This is a genomic window from Paenibacillus sp. NN59 (assembly GCF_057597225.1).
Window position 1 is genome coordinate 2,758,350 of sequence record NZ_CP199678.1, and the last position, 16,789, is coordinate 2,775,138.

At 47.7% G+C, this 16,789-nt stretch carries 14 protein-coding genes; 12 read left to right on the top strand and 2 right to left on the bottom strand.

Annotated elements, in window-relative coordinates; translation table 11 throughout:
- Positions 1–167: 167 nt before the first annotated feature.
- The 8 genes from pepF to ACT89M_RS12455 all read left to right on the top strand — a co-directional run bounded on the left by pepF (position 168) and on the right by ACT89M_RS12455 (position 11,669).
- A complete protein-coding gene (pepF, locus tag ACT89M_RS12420; protein ID WP_154886227.1) occupies positions 168–1,970 on the top strand; it encodes an oligoendopeptidase F in 1,803 nt (600 codons plus the stop codon).
- A gap of 148 nt (positions 1,971–2,118) precedes the next feature.
- The gene (locus tag ACT89M_RS12425) at positions 2,119–2,643 is read left to right on the top strand and encodes a DUF2500 domain-containing protein (RefSeq protein WP_253495034.1); all 525 of its coding nucleotides are present in this window, start codon (positions 2,119–2,121) and stop codon (positions 2,641–2,643) included.
- Between the two features lie 216 nt (positions 2,644–2,859).
- A complete protein-coding gene (locus tag ACT89M_RS12430; protein WP_308721929.1) occupies positions 2,860–4,356 on the top strand; it encodes a rhamnulokinase in 1,497 nt (498 codons plus the stop codon).
- Position 4,357: 1 nt separating this feature from the next.
- Complete coding sequence (locus ACT89M_RS12435; RefSeq protein WP_487345245.1) at positions 4,358–5,119, top strand: DeoR/GlpR family DNA-binding transcription regulator; 762 nt, start codon at positions 4,358–4,360, stop codon at positions 5,117–5,119.
- Positions 5,120–5,169: 50 nt separating this feature from the next.
- On the top strand, positions 5,170–5,898 hold the full coding sequence (locus ACT89M_RS12440) for a (Fe-S)-binding protein (protein ID WP_308722024.1): 729 nt from the start codon (positions 5,170–5,172) through the stop codon (positions 5,896–5,898).
- Entirely contained in the window at positions 5,895–7,415 is a 1,521-nt protein-coding gene (locus ACT89M_RS12445; protein ID WP_154958825.1) for a LutB/LldF family L-lactate oxidation iron-sulfur protein, read from the top strand. Before ACT89M_RS12440 ends, ACT89M_RS12445 begins: the two co-directional genes overlap by 4 nt.
- A complete protein-coding gene (locus ACT89M_RS12450) occupies positions 7,405–8,130 on the top strand; it encodes a LutC/YkgG family protein (protein WP_154886223.1) in 726 nt (241 codons plus the stop codon). The genes ACT89M_RS12445 and ACT89M_RS12450 overlap by 11 nt, the downstream gene beginning before the upstream one ends.
- 365 nt (positions 8,131–8,495) lie before the next feature.
- The gene (locus ACT89M_RS12455; protein ID WP_154886222.1) at positions 8,496–11,669 is read left to right on the top strand and encodes a bifunctional cytochrome P450/NADPH--P450 reductase; all 3,174 of its coding nucleotides are present in this window, start codon (positions 8,496–8,498) and stop codon (positions 11,667–11,669) included.
- Positions 11,670–11,840: 171 nt separating this feature from the next.
- On the opposite strand, the gene ACT89M_RS12460 is transcribed toward ACT89M_RS12455, so the two are convergent.
- Together ACT89M_RS12460 and ACT89M_RS12465 are read right to left on the bottom strand one after the other, a co-directional pair.
- A complete protein-coding gene (locus ACT89M_RS12460; protein ID WP_154886221.1) occupies positions 11,841–12,266 on the bottom strand; it encodes a hypothetical protein in 426 nt (141 codons plus the stop codon).
- Positions 12,267–12,476: 210 nt separating this feature from the next.
- Complete coding sequence (locus tag ACT89M_RS12465; protein WP_090920758.1) at positions 12,477–13,766, bottom strand: Gfo/Idh/MocA family oxidoreductase; 1,290 nt, start codon at positions 13,764–13,766, stop codon at positions 12,477–12,479.
- Between the two features lie 125 nt (positions 13,767–13,891).
- Between ACT89M_RS12465 and ACT89M_RS12470 the strand changes: the two genes are divergently transcribed.
- From ACT89M_RS12470 to ACT89M_RS12485, 4 genes are all read left to right on the top strand, one after another.
- On the top strand, positions 13,892–14,773 hold the full coding sequence (locus tag ACT89M_RS12470; RefSeq protein WP_154886219.1) for an AraC family transcriptional regulator: 882 nt from the start codon (positions 13,892–13,894) through the stop codon (positions 14,771–14,773).
- A gap of 82 nt (positions 14,774–14,855) precedes the next feature.
- Positions 14,856–15,314, top strand: a complete 459-nt coding sequence (locus ACT89M_RS12475) for a RidA family protein (RefSeq protein WP_154886218.1) — start codon at positions 14,856–14,858, stop codon at positions 15,312–15,314.
- Between the two features lie 4 nt (positions 15,315–15,318).
- Positions 15,319–15,906, top strand: a complete 588-nt coding sequence (locus ACT89M_RS12480; protein ID WP_154886217.1) for a GNAT family N-acetyltransferase — start codon at positions 15,319–15,321, stop codon at positions 15,904–15,906.
- Positions 15,907–15,943: 37 nt separating this feature from the next.
- Positions 15,944–16,777 (top strand): phosphotransferase family protein, encoded by an 834-nt coding sequence (locus ACT89M_RS12485; protein ID WP_487345246.1) that lies wholly within the window; start codon positions 15,944–15,946, stop codon positions 16,775–16,777.
- The last annotated feature ends 12 nt before the right edge of the window (positions 16,778–16,789 follow it).

Sequence of the window (16,789 nt, forward strand, 5' to 3'; positions counted from 1 at the left end):
GTTGAGTAAACTGGACACGTCCGGTGCTTGACGTTTTTTACTTTTCCAGCCGGATTGATTTCTGTAGATTTAAACCAAAAGTCTCATAATCAGGAGATGTCATGTATCGATTGGCAGAGTATGATACGATGAGAGATATTGGAAATGCAAGGAGGAGGACAATCAAAATGGATAAGATACATATACGTTCCGAGGTTTTGGAAGAAACAACCTGGGATTTGCGTGATTTATTTGCAACCGATGCGCAGTGGGAACAGGAACTTCTATCTCTACCGGATGCTGCTTCTAATATTGAAACATTCAAAGGTACACTGGGGCAAAGTGCGGGGCAATTGCTCGCTTGTCTTGATGCTCGTGAAGCTTTGCAGGAACGAATCGGTAAAACGGCAGCATATGCGCGCTTAAAACAATCCGAGGACAGCACGAATCCGGTGAATATCGAGAACGCGGCTAAAGCTGGTGATATTCTGTCTAACTTGTCGTCCAATCTGTCATTTGTCAACTCCGAGATTGTTTCGCTGCCAGAAGGCACGATAGAGAAGTATTTGAGTGAACTACCGGGTCTCGAACCGTACAAGCGTAGCCTGGAGAGACTTATTGAAGAAAAAGCTCATCGACTCTCGCCTGAAACCGAGAAAGTGCTTGCTTCACTTGGTGAAGTGCTGGATTCCCCCTATCGAATCTATCAACGCGGTAAGTTGGCGGATATGACCTTTGATGAGGTGTGTGATGGTGAGGATCAAGCACGTCCATTATCGTGGTCTTTTTACGAAAATAATTACGAGATGTCACCGGATACCAAGTTGCGTCGTTCCGCTTATGCCTCTTTTAGTGAAACGTTGAATCAATACAAAAATACCTTTGCTGAAGGATATGCTGCTGAGGTCAAAAAACAAGTGGTGTTATCCCGTCTACGTGGATATGAAGACGTGACGGACATGTTATTAGCTCCACAGCAAGTGAGCAAGGAAATGTACAATAATGTTCTTGATATTATTCAAAAAGAGCTAGCGCCGCATATGCGCAGATTGGCTGCGCTAAAAAAACGTGAGCTCGGACTCGACAAGCTGATGTTCTGTGATCTCAAGGCTCCGCTGGATGCCGAATTCAGTCCGGCGATTACCTATGATGAAGCGTGCACGTTGATCCGTGAGGCGCTCGATGTACTGGGGCCGGAATATGGGGAGATTGTTGAACGAGCCTTTAATGATCGCTGGGTAGATTACGCGGACAATGCAGGTAAATCGACTGGAGCGTTCTGTTCCTCCATCTATGGCGCGCACTCCTACATCTTAATCTCTTGGGCGAATAACATGCGCGGAGCGTTTACACTGGCGCATGAAGTGGGGCATGCGGGTCATTTTATGCTAGCTGGCAAATATCAGAGGCTTACGAATACGCGGCCGTCTCTTTATTTTATAGAAGCACCTTCGACAATGAACGAAATGTTGCTGGCGGATCATCTGTTGAATCGTTCTGAAAATCCGAGAATGCGACGTTGGGTGATTTTGCAATTGCTGAATACGTACTATCATAACTTTGTTACACATCTGCTGGAAGGCGAACTACAGCGTAGGGTATATGCACTCGCGTCGAACGATAAGCCAATTACTGCTAAGACGTTAAGTGAGCTGAAAGGTGCGATCCTTTCCGAATTCTGGGGGCCAGAGCTGGTAGTGGACGAAGGTGCCAAGCTGACGTGGATGAGACAGCCGCATTATTATATGGGCTTGTATCCGTACACGTATGCAGCAGGTTTAACGGCGTCAACAGCAGCTGCACAGAAGATTAGAGAGGAAGGGCAACCCGCCGTGGACCGCTGGCTTGAAGCGCTCAAATCCGGGGGCAGTCTCGCACCGCAGGAATTGATGAAGCTTGCAGGTGTTGATATGTCCGGTCCTGAACCAATCCGCACTGCAGTGGCTTATGTCGGCAGTCTTGTGGACGAACTTGAACGTCTGTATTCCTGATTCGGCTCATATAGTATAGGGACAAGGCAGAGCGGGTTGTCTGCCAATGTATCACGATGTGAACGGGAGAAAGAAGGAAAAAAGAAAAGAAAAGAAAAGAAAAGAAAAGAAAAGGTGTTATTTTGCGTGGGGAAAGGATCGATGCGTTATGGCGGTTACGGGCATATTTTCGTCAGTAGGCCATTTAAGTGTAGACGGCTTTGGTGGATTCGATGATATGAGTGGCGTGCCGGGTTTTGAAGGCAATCAGAGTGGTTTTTTTTCTGGGTTCAGCGAGCTTGGAGCAATGGGCACGATCGTGCCTATTTTGATCGGCATCGTGTTTCTGGTTGTGGCATGCGGCATCGTATATGCCATCTTCTCAGGTGTGCGAACCTGGTCTTCCAACAATGCTGCAGCTGTCCTTACCTTACATTCCAGAGTCGTTACAAAACGAACGGAGGTCAGTGGTGGAAGTGGGGACAGCAGTGCAACAACGAGTTATTATGCAACCTTTGAGTTCGACAATGGGGAACGACTTGAGTTAAATGTAGGTGGTCAAAATTACGGTATGCTGGTGGAGCAGGATCGAGGCATGTTAACCTATCAGGGTACACGTTTTAAACATTTTGAGCGAGATATTCAGCCTCAGTCCGGGCAAGCCGGAGCGGAGAGTGGACAGTTTTATATGTAAAAAAATAAAGCTACGGCTCCTCCCTAAAGGGAGTGAGTCGTTTTTTGTTTTGTAATGAGGAAAGCGAATTCATGGGTATTCAAACGTTTACAATGATGGTATACTCTTAAAATAAAGCAAAACAGTATTAAACAAAGAAAAACAAACAGTCATTTAGTTGTAAAATAAAGATAATAGCGAATATGAAGACAATAATAACTGGAAGGTGGAAGAGCAGTGAGTGTGCTGGCTTATGATTTGGGTGCAGGAAGCGGCAGAGCGATACTCGGTCATCTGAATGATCGAGGGATCGAAACCCGTGAAATTCACCGGTTCAAAAACGAGCCCGTGAAGATTGGTGACCGGATGCACTGGGATATTTTGCGGCTACATCATGAAGTACTGCAGGGCTTGACGCTTATAAAACAGCAAGGTGAAGTGCCAGAGAGTTTGGGAATTGATTCTTGGGGTGTAGATTTTGGTTTGCTTGGTAGCAACGGTGAACTACTTGGTAATCCCTATCATTATCGTGACACACAGTTTAACGGTGTGATGGATACGGTTTGTCAGGAGTTAACAGCTAAGCGAGTTTTCGAGCGCACGGGGATACAGTTTCTACCATTTAATACATTGTATCAACTCGCGGCACTTAAGCGGAGTGCTTCTCCATTGCTGCGCGAAGCGGAGCGTTTTCTAATGATCCCTGATTTATTAAGGTATTTTCTTACTGGAGAAGCGGTAAATGAGTTCACCAATGCTACAACAACACAGTTATACAATCCTGTACTTGGACAATGGGATCGTGAACTTCTCGCTCATATTGGTGTTTCTGACCAATGGTTCGGGGATGTAGTCCTACCGGGGAGAACTGTTGGACAATTACGCAGCAGTATATGTAATGATATCGGACTTGCGTCGATTCCCATCCTGGCTGTAGCAGAGCATGATACCGGTTCGGCTGTGGTAGCGGTTCCAGCCACGGAAACAAGCTTTGCTTATCTAAGCTGTGGAACGTGGTCCCTGATGGGTACTGAGCTGGATCAGCCCGTCATCAGTGCGGAGAGCATGGAACTGAATTTTACGAATGAAGGTGGTGCAGGTGGCACATATCGTTTACTCAAAAACATTATGGGCCTCTGGATTTTGCAGGAATGTATGCGGCAATGGGAACGTGAAGGGCAAGGGATCAGCTATGGCTCACTCCTTGCGAAGGCTGAGATAGCTCCGGCGTTTGCAAGCCTTTTCGACCCGGATGATGCGTTGTTTCTGCCTGCTGGCAATATGACAGAGCGCATTCGGCAGTATTGCCAGAAAACAGGACAGCGTGTGCCAGAGGATCAGGGCAGTATAGCCAGGGCCATTCTGGAGAGTCTTGCTTTGAAGTATAGAAGGGTTCTGGAATGGACAGAGCAGCTGTCAGAGAAAACATTCGGCGGACTGCATATGGTGGGCGGCGGCATTCAGAATGAGTTATTATGCCAGTGGACAGCGAACTCTATCGGCAAGCCTGTATGGGCAGGGCCAGCGGAGGGAAGTGCAATCGGCAATATGGCTGTGCAATGGATCGCGAGGGGAACGTTTAAGGATATTTGGGAAGCGCGCCGGGCTATTCGCGATTCATTCCCGGTAAAGGAATATGAACCGCAAGACAGGTCGGCTTGGGCAGAAGCCTATGAACGATTTTTGCGAATAACGGCCTTATCGCCGGGTACAGAAACCGGGAGTGAGGTGTAGCATGCTCGCGGCAGAACGATATGACCGGATTGTAGAACTAGTCAATATTAAGGGCAGCATGCGAGTATCTGAGCTTAGTGAACGTTGCCGGGTAACCGAGGAGACGATTCGCCGTGATCTAGATCGGTTAGAAGAGGCTGGTCGGCTGCGCCGATCACACGGCGGAGCGGTGAGTGTCAAGGAGGATCAGCCAGAGATTCCTTACCGAATACGGGAAACGACACATGCAATGGAGAAGAAACGGATTGCTGATGCGGCATTGGCGCTAATCGTGGCGGGAGATCGCATTTTGCTGGATGCCAGTACAACAGCAGGTTATATGGCGGCGAACATGCCGGATATGCCATTAACGGTGCTGACCAACTCGATTCAAGTTGCCACCGAACTCAGCAGTCGGGACAACATCGAGGTGATTTCTACTGGAGGGCAGCTGGCTGCTCGCTCATTATCCTTTGTTGGACCACTCGCAGAGCGTTCTCTCGAAACGTATCATGTGAACAAACTTTTTTTATCCTGCAAGGGCGTGTATCTTGAAAGCGGTAGCATCAGCGAATCCAATGAGCTTCAAGCCAGATTAAAACAGAAGATGGTAGGCATTGCAGATCAGGTGATCCTGCTGGCTGATGCGAGCAAGTTTGGCCTGAGGGCTTTCGCTCGTGTGACCGGACTGGATGAGGTGCACACGATTATTACGGATCAATCTTTGACCGAAGAGCAGATTTCCTTGTGCAGTAACTACCAATTGCTGATTCGCACAGTGTAACGATAACCAGGCGTTGACATGAAATAATTTGTTTATTGGAGTGTGTAATGATGAAAGTCTCCTTGTTTATAACCTGTCTCAGTGATGCCATATACCCCCGAGTGGGAGAGGCAATGGTTCGATTACTGGCCGCACATGGCATTCGGCTGGAATTTCCGCAGGTGCAGACCTGTTGTGGTCAGCCCTCGTATAACAGTGGATATTGGGATGAGACCCGGGTAGCTGCCAAGACGATATTAGAAGCGTTTGATGACAGTGATTTTGTGGTCTGTCCGTCAGGTTCATGCACATATATGATTCATCATTATCCGGAGCTGTTTGTAGATAAGCCGGAATGGCTGGATAAAGCGAAGCGCCTTGAGGCCAAGGCTTACGAGTTCACACAATTTCTAGTACAGGTGTTAGGTATAACAGATCTGGGCGCGCATTTTCCGCATAAAGTTACCTACCATCCGTCCTGCCATGGCAGTCGTCTGCTTGGGGTGAAGGACGAACCGCTAGCCTTGCTGTCCAACGTGAAAGGGCTTGAACTGGTTCCATTACCTCATGCAGAGGATTGCTGCGGATTCGGAGGTACGTTTGCGATTAAAATGTCGGATATTTCAGGGGCGATGGTGACCGAGAAGGTGGATCATGTGAAAGAAACACAAGCCGAAGTTCTCGTTGGGCTAGACATGGCTTGTCTGATGAATATTGCGGGCAATCTGCGGCACCGAAATGAACCTGTGCGAGTGATGCATCTGGCTGAACTTTTATATGAGGGGGTGCAGACACGATGAGCCAACCTGGTGTTATGGATGAAACGGTCAAATCCCGTGCGGGTCTGGCACTGAATGATGATTTTCTCCGTAAAGCGGTCAAGTTCACAACAGAACGTTTGCGTAATGGCAAGAAAGCTGCGTCGGAAGAGCACGGCAACTGGGAAGAATGGCGGGAGCGTGGACGCCAGATTCGGTTGCATACAATCGCACATCTCGATTATTACTTGAATGAGTTCGTGAACAACGCCCGTGCGAACGGAGTGCATATTCATTTTGCAGATACTTCAGCGGAAGCGGCTTCCATTGCCCTTGATATTGCCGCCCACAAGCAAGCTACAAGTGTGGTGAAATCCAAATCCATGGTGTCCGAGGAAGTACATCTGAACCATGTGCTAGAATCTGCAGGCATAGAAGCCATTGAAACCGATCTTGGCGAATACATTATACAGCTGGCGGGTGAAGCGCCGTCCCACATCGTTATACCGGCCATTCACAAAAACAGATATCAAATTGCGGAGTTATTATCCAAGGAAGCCGGAGAGGTACTGGAACCAGATACGACGGTCCTTGCCGGATTCGTCCGCAAAAAGCTGCGCGAGAAATTTTTGGAGGCTGATATTGGTCTGACAGGTTGCAATTTTGCGATTGCGGAGACCGGTTCGATGGTTTTATTTGAAAATGAAGGCAATGCCCGTATGGTATCTACCGTGCCAAAAACACAGATTACACTTATGGGCATGGAGCGCATTATTCCGTCATGGGCAGATCTTGAAGTCATGGCAACCTTGCTGCCACGCTCTGCCACTGGACAAAAGCTCACGATGTACATGTCAGGCATTACAGGTCCTCGTCGCTCGGCAGATGCAGATGGTCCGGATGAGATGCATATCATTATCGTAGATAATGGACGATCTTTACAACTCGGAGATCCCGAGTTCCAGGAACTACTTAACTGTATTCGCTGCGGGGCATGCCTTAACGCTTGTCCGGTATATCGGCACATTGGCGGTCATGCTTACGGTGGAACCTACAGTGGACCGATTGGGGCGGTGCTGACTCCTGCATTAAACGGTAACATTGAGGAGTGGAACGATATTGCGAGCGCCTCAAGTCTGTGCGGTGCTTGTTATGAAGCTTGTCCCGTTAAGATTCCACTGCATGACATGCTTGTATATTTACGGAGACGTAAGGTGGAAGACGGACATGGAAATAAGCTGGAAACGATGGGCATGAAGGGCTTTGCGGCGGTTGCGGCAAACTCCAAACGTTTCGCTCTTGCTATTCGGCTCGGACAGATCGGACAAAAAGCAGTTGTGCGCAATAATGGTATTTCACTGAAGCTTGGCCCGCTTAAAGGCTGGAATACGTATAGAGTAGCCCCCAGTCTCGCGAAAAAGTCCTTCCGACAACAGTGGAACAGTCTGGATCAAGAGTTGAATCAGCAGCAACATACTGCTATGGATACATCTGTACGAGAGCGTATGCAACAGATTGTGCGTGATCGCGGGGAGGGAGGTTCGAAGCATGGGAAGTGAACATCAGCAATGGCTTGCATCCATGGAGGAAAAGTCAAGGCGTAGACAGGAGAAGTTCATGGACGATATCGCCACCAAGTTGAAAAGACCTAGACAGCTTCATGCACCGATCCATGCTTTTCGAGGTTCCCCGGACTTCTGGAATGAACTGGAATGGGATGAGGAACAGCGAATACAGGCGTTTACGGATAACTTTGTTAGCGTCGGTGCTCATATTGCCCGAATGTCAAATATGGAAGAAGTAGCAGGGTTTATAGGCAATAAAGCACATGAATTAAGCGCTAAATATCTAATTCGCCAGAATGAGCAAGCTCTTACGGATCTGGGACTGGAGGAACAGCTTCCCAATGTACAAGTATCCGTTTGGAACAGTGCTCCGGACGTAGACTGGCGAGCCCGAGCAGCCGAAGCGGATATCGGTGTAGTCATGGCGGATTACGCCACAGCGTACACTGGCTCAGTCACTGTCCTCTCTTCCCCGGAGAAAGGACGTTCAGTCAGCCTACTGCCGACCGTGCTGATTCTGATTATTCCGCTTGAACGGCTGCATACAAGGCTTGGAGAGACACTGAACCGTTTTGACGAAGCAGGAAGAGCGCAGCTACCAGCAGGCATTCATTTTATTTCGGGTCCCAGCCGATCATCCGATATCGAAAATGATTTAACCATCGGAGTTCATGGCCCAGGGATTGTGTATGGTTTAATTGTCGGTTAGCCAGCTGATCTCTAGCCCGCCTGAAACGTAGAGCAATTGTAAACATAGAACTGTCCTTAAGGTAGATTTTCTGCTGAGGACAGTTTTTGTTTTTTTTGGAAGTGAGGATGCCGAAAGAGAAACTGAGACTTTAGGGCAGTTGAAGATTGTAACTGGAAATGATATGGTAAAGATAGACATAGAGAAATGCCCATTTTTTTTACTCGAAATTGACCGAATTACGATTCTGGTCAGTTGGTTTTGGGTATGACATATTACACACTACACACACGTGAATAAAAGATGGATTCAACTGAAATCTGATTCAACGCACTATGCTTCAGGACTCATTATTTACATTTGGAGAGAAAGAAGGAGTGAGAGCTATGTCATCTATTTCAGTGCCTCAGCCCAAAACGTACGGTCCACTGGGCAATCTGCCGCAGTTGAATTTTGATGAGCCGACCCAGTCCTTGGTTAAGCTGGCAGGCGAGTATGGGCCTATTTTTCGCATGGATTACCCTGGACGAAGTGAGCTTTATATTTCAAGTGAGAAATATGTAGCCGAAGTGACGGATGAGTCCAAATTTGATAAAAGAGTATGGGCCCCGCTTGCGAAGGTACGTGCTTTTGCCGGGGATGGACTCTTTACCAGCTGGACGGACGAGCCGAACTGGAAAAAGGCACATAATGTGTTGCTTCCAAGTTTTAGTCAACGTGCGATGCAGGGCTATCATAACAAAATGGTGGATCTTGCCGTGCAACTTGTGCAGAAGTGGTCCAGACTTAATCCCGATGAAACGGTGAATGTGCCGGATGATATGACTCGTTTGACGTTAGACACCATTGGTTTATGTGGGTTTAACTATCGCTTTAACAGCTTCTACCGCGAAGAGCCACATCCATTCATTACAAGCATGGTACGTGCATTGGATGAATCCATGAGTTCGTTGCAACGTCTGCGTTTGCAGGATAAATTGATGATCAGTAAAAAGAAACAATTCGAACAGGATATCCGTTCCATGTTCTCGCTAGTGGATCACATCATTGCAGAGCGTAAAGCGCAGCCTCAGGAAGGGGCAGATGATCTGCTCTCTCACATGCTTAGCGGCAAGGACCCGGAGACAGGCGAAACGCTGGATGATGAAAATATCCGGTATCAGATTATTACATTTCTAATTGCAGGGCATGAAACGACGAGTGGTTTGTTATCGTTTGCCGTGTACTACCTGATGAAAAACCCGGATAAGCTCGCGAAAGCCCAGGCGGAAGCAGATGCGATTCTGAAAGACCCGGTGCCAACGTACAATCAAGTTCGTCAATTGAAATATATACGTATGGTACTGAGTGAAGCACTTCGATTGTGGCCAACCGCGCCAGCATTTTCGTTATATGCAAAAGAAGATACAATGCTCGGCGGACAATACCCGCTTCAAAAAGGGGACAGTGTCAGTGTGCTCATTCCCAAGTTGCACCGTGACCGTGAGGCATGGGGGGATGATGTAGAGGAGTTTCGCCCTGAACGTTTCGAAGACCCAAGCAAAGTACCGCATAACGCGTATAAGCCGTTTGGCAACGGTCAACGCGCATGTATTGGTCAGCAGTTTGCGCTTCAGGAAGCGACGCTTGTGCTGGGCATGGTCCTGAAACATTTTGACTTCATCGATCATATGAATTATCAGTTAAAAGTCAAAGAGACATTGACACTTAAACCCGATCAATTCATCATTCGTGTACGTTCGCGTGGAGGTCAGCCTGTGATGGCTGTACCTGGTGTGGCTATACAAGAGCCTGCTAACACAGTGAAAAAGGATGAACAAGGTGCTGTAGAAGCACACGATACTCCCTTGCTTGTACTCTACGGTTCGAATCTCGGGACGGCTGAAGGGATCGCTCGCGAAATAGCGGATACCGCGATACACCAAGGTTTCCGCAGTGAAGTGGCTGCGCTGGATGATCGCGTCGGTAGGCTGCCTAAAGAAGGAGCTGTCATCATTGTCAGCGCATCGTATAATGGTCAGCCGCCAAGCAATGCCAGAACGTTTGTAGAGTGGATTCAGCATGCAGATCAGAAGGAATTCGAGGGCGTAAAATATACGGTTCTTGGGTGCGGTGATCACAACTGGGCTAGCACGTATCAGCGAATTCCACGTTTGATTGATGAACAGCTCTCCTCACGGGGAGCCAAGCGTTTATCCTCTCTGGGAGAGTCAGATGCCAGCGGGGATTTCGAGAAGCAGGTCGAGGATTGGACGGAACAGTTATGGCCTGATCTTGCACGAACGCTGGAACTGAATCTGAATACGGGATCAAAAAGTGAACACAGCTCCCTGTCGGTACAATTTGTTAGTGGCAGAGCGGTTACTCCGCTGGTTGAAACCTATGAAGCTCATGTTGCAACCGTGCTGGAGAATCGGGAGCTTCATGATGAAGGGAGCGAGCGAAGCACGAGACATCTGGAGATTAAGCTGCCGGAGGGCATCACTTATAAGGAAGGTGACCATCTTGGCGTTCTGCCGCAAAATCCACCAGAGCTTGTGGAGCGTGTGCTGCGTCGTTACGGTTTCACCGGAACAGAGCATCTGGTACTGGATGCATCGGGGAGAAGCGCGGCGCATCTGCCATTGCAACGGCCAGTGAACTTGTACGATCTGCTCAGCCACAGTGTGGAATTGCAAGAGGCCGCAACACGTGCGCAATTAAGGGAACTTGCTGCATATACGGTCTGCCCTCCACACAAGAAGGAACTTGAAGCGCTCTTGGATGAGACATCATATATGAAGGAAGTTCGTGGCAAACGGATAACCATGCTGGACTATCTGGAGAAATATGAAGCATGTGAATTGCCATTTGAACGTTTTCTTGCATTATTGCCTTCGTTGAAGGCCAGATACTATTCCATATCCAGCTCACCACGGGTACAAGTAGCGCAAGCGAGCATAACGGTAAGTGTCGTAAAGGCATCTGCCTGGAGTGGAAAAGGGATATATAAAGGCATTGCTTCCAATTATCTAGCTGATCTGAAGCCTGGTGACGAGGTTGTGATGTTTGTCCGTACACCGGAATCCGGCTTCCAATTGCCTGAAAGAGCAGACGTGCCGATCATTATGGTAGGTCCGGGAACAGGGGTAGCTCCATTCCGTGGTTTCTTGCAAGCGAGACATGTGATGAAGGAACGAGGCGAGCCAGTTGGTGAAGCGCATCTGTATTTTGGCTGCCGCAATCCGGAGCATGATTATTTGTACAAAAACGAGCTGGAAACTGCAGAGCAGGAGGGGCTTGTACAGCTTCATACAGCTTTCTCCAGGATTCAAGGGGAAGAGAAATGTTATGTGCAACATCGGATGAAAGAGGATGCACATCTGTTAATTCCTTTGCTGGTAAACGGGGCGCATCTATACATCTGCGGAGATGGCAGTAAAATGGCTCCTGATGTGGAAACAACGCTAAAACAGGCTTATGCAGATACTCAAGGTAAGACGGTAGAAGAGGCAGAAGCCTGGCTTAATCAGCTTCAAGAGCAAGGTCGTTATGCCAAGGATGTCTGGACAGGCATTTGATTGGATGGAGCGAACGCGTTCTAAGATTTGAATAAATACAGCAAGCATGCGTAGCAATGTGCGCATCTAGCCTCGCGGTGAGAAGCGGAGACAACCGATTCTCACCGTTTTTTTCTCATGGGCTTGTTGATTAGTTATCTAACTTGAGCAGTTCTTTCAACTCGATCTGATCTATCTACGACGGATACAAGCACGTTTCCGCTTCAAGGTTCGCTTGCGAGGGCGATAGATGGACTCCACGCTGGAAAGCGGAAACAGAATACGTGAAGGAACTCTACCTTTGCCTTGTACCTCAATATAATTGAGTCCAACGCCAACCAGTCTAATATTTCGGAATGCATTGCGGGAAGGAAATGTTGTACGAATGCCAACCCGAATCCCTCGCTGTGTGCGTGGAACGTTGAACACACGAATGGAATTCAGGCTAAGCGGAATAAATAATTGATGATTGATTTTGACAAAATTACGAGGGAATACCCGACGGATGCGTCCAGGCTCCAGACCGGAACGCGGGGCGTTAAGCTCAGCAAGATGTCCCTGGAATTGGGCCAACCGTTGCTGGAGTGTTTTGCCTGTACGAAGATGTTGCCAGCTCATAATTTATCCTCCGTTCATCATTTATACCTAGTATATGAACGGAGCAAGGAGGAAGGTGAATACTTGACAGCCCATGTTGATGGCGGGGTGCAACGTACGTGAGATGTACTATGGGATGTGAAATAGAATGTGCAATGAAACGAAAATCAGAAAAGGCATCGGATTAGAGATACAAGGTCTCTAATCCGATGCCTTTATCCGTGCAATTTATTAGAATTGCACCAGAGTATCCACTTTAACGGGAAGGCCTGTTGCAATCGCACGATTGGCTGCAATGCCTGTTAAAATCGAACGGGCTCCATCCACATGATTGGCTGCACGATGGAACGGATCTTCTGACGGTGCGCCGAACAGATCGTTGAGCAGTACAGGGTCGCCTCCGCCATGGCCGCCTTCCTTTTCCTCGACTTCAACGTCATAAGGTGAGCCGAACATCGGAAGTACACGGAGTGTTTTGCCAATCAAAGCGCCTTCCTTGCTTTTGTCACCCAGGGAATTGACGTAGGATTGTTCGATAATGCTCATTTCGATACGGCCTTTAGTACCGTTAATTGCAATGCGGTAACCTTCCCACGGCTGATAAGCAACAAGGGAGTACGTCAAGATTGCCTTGTTCCGATATTGGACAAGAACACCCATCGTATCTTCAATGTTGATTCCTTCACCAAATACACTCTGATCACGCTGGTAGCCATCTTCAGTCTCGGCATCCAGATACATCGATTTCAGGTGATCATCAGAATCCAGATGCAGTGCAAATGGATCATCCTGTGCGAGCGGATTACCTGTAGCACGGTTGTAGAATTGGGTAACCCCGCGATCCTCGGCATTTTCTCTGCCGTAGAACATCAAATCTCCAAACGCAAAGACAGTATCTGGCTGTGAGCCAATCCAGAAGTTGACGAGATCGAAGTGATGCGTCGATTTGTGAACAAGCAGACCTCCACTATTGCGCTTATCCCGGTGCCAGCGGCGGAAATAGTCCGCACCGTGACGTGTATTCAGTAGCCATTCAAAATGCACAGAAGTCACTTTGCCGATAGTATCGTTCAGAATAAGCTCGCGTATTTTCGTGTGATGCGGTGCATAACGATAGTTGAATGTCACGCGTACATTCTGTCCGGTACGTTTTACTGCATCCAGAATGTCCTGACATTTCTCTTCATTTATAGTCATCGGTTTCTCCGTAACCACGTCACAGCCGAGTTCCATTGCTCGAATGATGTATTTATGGTGAGTTCGATCCACGCTGGTCACGATAACGTAGTCGGGCTTCTCGTTCTCAATCATCTGGTCAAATTGATCTGCCAGGTATGTAGGCACCTCAGCATAGTTATATTTTTCTCGCAATAGCTTGTTCGCATAGTTCATACGTACTTGATTGATATCACAAAAGCCGACAAGTTCGGAAGTAGCGCTAAAATCCCGGGTCAAAGCACCATAGAAAAATTCAGCACGACCACCGGTTCCGACTAATACATAACGTTTTTTGTTCCCCACATATATCGCCTCCTTGAATGTAGGTTTAGACTATAACAAAGGAGCACTTCTTTCACCGCATTTTATGCGTAACCGCTTTCAAACGCCGCATATTTTGCTATAATTGTGAAAAAGGAGAGAGTGACATGACCGAAGCCATTCGTGCAGATTATCATGATGCAACGGATTTATTACATATGGAATACGATCGCCGGATCGGATATTACTCTATGCCTAATGATCATTTTCATGACCATTATGAGTTGTATTATTTACTTTCTGGGGAGCGCATTTATTTTATCAAAGATCGTTCGTATCTGGTCAAAGCAGGTGACTTGGTATTTGTAGACCGCAATACGGTGCACAAAACACTGGAAAGTGGAATGCCGGACCACGAACGAATTGTGCTGTATCTGCAACCTGAACTGTTTGCCGCTATGGCGGTCACGAGTGAGCTCACAGAAGGGTTAACGGAGCCCTTTCGCTGGGACATACCGATTGTGAGATTCGCCGCTCAGGTCGCCAAAGTGACAGAGGAGATTGTGGCAGAAATGGTCCGAGAAATACGTAACCCCGACGAGGGAAGTGGAATGCTGCTACGTCACCGTGCGCTGGAGCTGTTGCTACACACGTACCGTCACCGTCATCTATCACGTATACAGTCGGATGATCAGGCCCCTGTCCTTCACCCCAAGATTCAGGTCGTTGTCCGTTATCTGAATGAAAATTATCAGAACCCGGTTACACTGCCGGAGGTGGCAGACAAGTTTAGGATTAGTCCTCATTATCTAAGCCGGTTGTTCAAACAAACGACGGGTTTTACATTTAGCGATTATCTGAATTTACTGCGAGTGAAGGAGGCCCAGCGATTACTGCGTGAGAGTGAAGAGTCGGTGACCGATATTGCTTTGCTGGCGGGATTCGGCAATTTTTCGCATTTTGGAAAGATGTTCAAACGCTCGGTTCAGATGTCGCCAAGAACTTACAGGCAGGAGTACAATGGACGGGATGGAATTAAAAAAACATAAACAACAATAAACTGATGAGTTAACTATAGTGAGGTAGGGAAAGAATTCAACGAATGCATGACTAAAATAGAGAAGGAGCCTGATGATGAACATAATCGAAGCCAGACTACAGGAACTAGGAATCACGCTACCGCAATCCAGTTCTCCTGCGGGGAAATATGCGAATGCTGTCATTGTAAATGGCATGATGTATGTATCAGGAAAAGGACCGGCTACGGATGAACGCGGCAAGCTTGGCGTGGAATTTACGACAGAACAGGGATATGATTTTGCCCGGAATGCAGGACTTGAGGTGCTCGCAGTTGTTCGGGATGTGCTAGGTTCGCTTGATCGAGTTAAAAGGGTAGTTAAAGTGCAGGGCTTCATCAACGCTTCGGCTTCCTATCAGGAACATCATAAGGTACTGAATGGGTTCTCGGATCTGATGCTTGACGTTTTTGGAGAAGAACAGGGAATGCACGCCCGGTCTGTTCTTGGGGCCGTTTCTGTCAGAGATCAGCTACCGCTAATTATTGATTCGATCTTTCAGGTGGAGGAATAGATTTATGACAGATTATGGTGCGGTTGATCCCGTGATGCTTGAATTTCCGGAGAGCTTTGATACGGAACGTCTTACGATTCGCTCACCGCAGTGGGGTGATGGCGCTGATGTTAATGAAGCGATTCGGGAAAGTGTGAAAGAGCTGCGGCCGTGGTTACCTTTTGCAGAGAACATTCCTACATTAGAGGAGTCAGAAGCTTCTGTACGTAAAGCCAGACTACAATTTTTGGAACGCAGTGACCTCATGTTACACTTACGCGATAAAGCTACAGATGAGTTTGTGGGCAGTAGCGGTCTACACCGGATGGACTGGAGTGCACGCTCTTTCGAGATTGGTTACTGGGTGCGGACCTCCCGGTCGGGCGAAGGTTTGGTTGCAGAGGCTGTGCGGGGGATCGAACAGTTTGCCATAGTACATCTGCAGGCCAATCGGCTTGAAATTCGTTGTGATGCCCGAAATGTTCGCAGTGCCAGTGTAGCTAAACGGCTCGGTTACACACAAGAAGGAATATTGCGCAGGATAAAACGAGATCGCACAGATGCATGGGTAGATATGATCATTTTTTCCAAAGTCAGAGGCATTGAGTTTTGATTAGCAAAAAATCTCACGTACTCAGGGGGATAAGCAGATGAAGCTGATTGGACAAGGAAGAACGGCGGAGATTTACCATTATGCAGATGATCTTATTTTAAAATTATACCGGACAGGGTTCTCAGGAGAAGCGGTACAGAATGAATATCGCATGAGTCAGTGGGTATATGAAAAGGGGTTGCCCGTTCCTCGTGCTGTGAAACAAATGCATCATGCTACACGTACGGGTATTCTATTTGAGCGGTTTGAGGGAACAACATTGTTATCGCTGATGATTCAGCAACCGGAATTGCTGGAACATCTATCCTACATCATGGCGGCAACTCATTATAAAGTGCACATGGTACAGGATGAGGGTAACTTATTGCCTTCTCAGAAAAAGATTCTGGAGCACGCGATGCTGCGCGTATCGCTCTTCTCCGATCTTGAACACGAACGACTGATTCACTATTTGTCCGTATTGCCTGAACAACGGGCGATTTGCCATGGTGATTATCATCCTGATAATGTAATGCTAAGCAAGGACGGAGAACAACATTGTGTCATAGACTGGATGACTGGCATGGCAGGTGATCCTGCGGGTGATGTGGCCAGGACATGGGTAATATTAAAGAGCGGCAAGCTGCCAGACGATGCGGAACCTGCTATTCAGGAAGGATTCGAGCAAGCTCGAAATTTGATATTGGAGCAGTATATAGCACATTACATCGCTCTTTCCGGGATCAAACGTGGGCAGATCGATGCCTGGATGTTACCTGTTGCTGCGGCACGTTTGGACGAAAGCTTGCCTTTCTCGGAAGAGGAGTATCTCCTTCAGTTTGTGCGGGACAGACTGCGCTTGCTGGATGAAACGGTTCATACAACATCATGAAAATAAAGAGGG